At 63.1% G+C, this 1,466-nt stretch carries 1 protein-coding gene; it reads right to left on the bottom strand.

Annotation, left to right across the window (positions count from 1 at the left end):
- Positions 1 to 91 precede the first annotated feature (91 nt).
- Positions 92 to 1,312, bottom strand: a complete 1,221-nt coding sequence (locus MKW15_RS24140; protein ID WP_240862921.1) for an IS256 family transposase — start codon at positions 1,310 to 1,312, stop codon at positions 92 to 94.
- Positions 1,313 to 1,466 lie beyond the last annotated feature (154 nt).

The raw sequence follows: 1,466 nt of genomic DNA, 5'->3' as shown, positions 1-1,466 counted from the left end.
GGTAGTGCCCCGTGGAGTGGTGGACTTCGGATCGGCGTGGACTCACGCAGTGATCAACGAGTCATGTTGAATGCTAGGCGGTTTGGTGGGATTAGTCCAGTGCTTTGGTGGCGTGTTGTTTGGCGGCGATCACCTTCTTGAGTTCGGTCATGGACACATCGGACAGGTAGCGGCGGGTGACTTGCCATTCGTCGTGGGCTTCGATCACCACCGCGGTTGCCAGCCGCAAGAACGCGGCCGGGTTGGGGAAGATCTCCACAACATCAGCCCGACGTTTGATCTCCTTGTTCAACCGTTCGATGGGGTTGTTGGACCAGATCTTCTGCCAGTGCGCCTTGGGAAACCCGCTGAACGCCAACACATCAGCCTTCCCATCACGCATCATGGTGGCCACCTTCGGAAACGACGGCTCCAGAGTGTCAGCGACCTGATCCCACTGGGCATCGATGTCGTCGGGTTCGGTGTGAGCGAAGATCGTCTTGACCGCAGCGGTCACCACCGGCGCTTGTTTCGCCGACACCGCACCATGCAAGTTCCGCATGAAATGCACCCGGCACCGCTGCCATGATGCGTTCGTGAACTGCTGCGCCACAGCAGCTTTCAAACCAGCATGAGCATCAGAGGTCACCAGCTGCACCCCGGAGAGGCCACGGGCCTTCAACGAGCCCAAGAACTCCCGCCAGAACTCGAACGACTCCGAGTCACCGACCGCGGTACCCAGCACCTCCCGCGACCCGTCCATCGACACCCCGGTGGCCACCACGAGCGCCTGAGACACCACGTGCGCCCCGACCCGCACCTTGCAGTAGGTCGCATCAGCGAACACGTACGGAAACGTGGTGTGGGCCAATGAGCGCTCCCGGAACCGGGCGATCTCCTTGTCGAGCTCACCACAGATGCGCGACACCTCCGACTTGGAGACACCGGTATCGACCCCCAACGCCTTGACCAGGTCATCGACCGAGCGGGTGGACACCCCATGCACGTAGGCCTCCATGATCACCGCATGCAGGGCCTTGTCGATGCGGCGGCGACGTTCGAGCAGCACCGGGAAGAACGATCCCGAGCGCAGCTTGGGGATCTTCACCGACACATCGCCGGCCGGGGTGGACACCGTCTTGGCGCGGTGCCCGTTGCGGTGGGTAGCGCGTTCCGCGGAACGCTCGTAGCGGCCGGCGCCGATCTTCTCGGTCGCCTCGGCCTCGATCAACGCCTGCAGCCCGGCGCGCACCAGCTCGGCGAACATCGAGCCGGCCTCGGCAGAGGTCAATGCATCAAGCTGGGCGAGCAGGGCAGAATGGTCGTGGGTCATCGCGTCGTGTGTCCTAACTGTGAGTCACTTTGGTCGGTAACTCACTGACCACTACGCGATGGCCCACCCCAAGCTCCCACGACACGCCGGACCAGTCACGACCGGCTCAGCTGACGTCAGGACCGAAACCCCACCACCCCCTGGGACTCTCCCC

It is taken from the genome of Gordonia gummivorans (assembly GCF_022513585.1).
GTDB lineage: Bacteria > Actinomycetota > Actinomycetes > Mycobacteriales > Mycobacteriaceae > Gordonia.
This window is presented reverse-complemented; position numbering and strand designations above follow the sequence as displayed.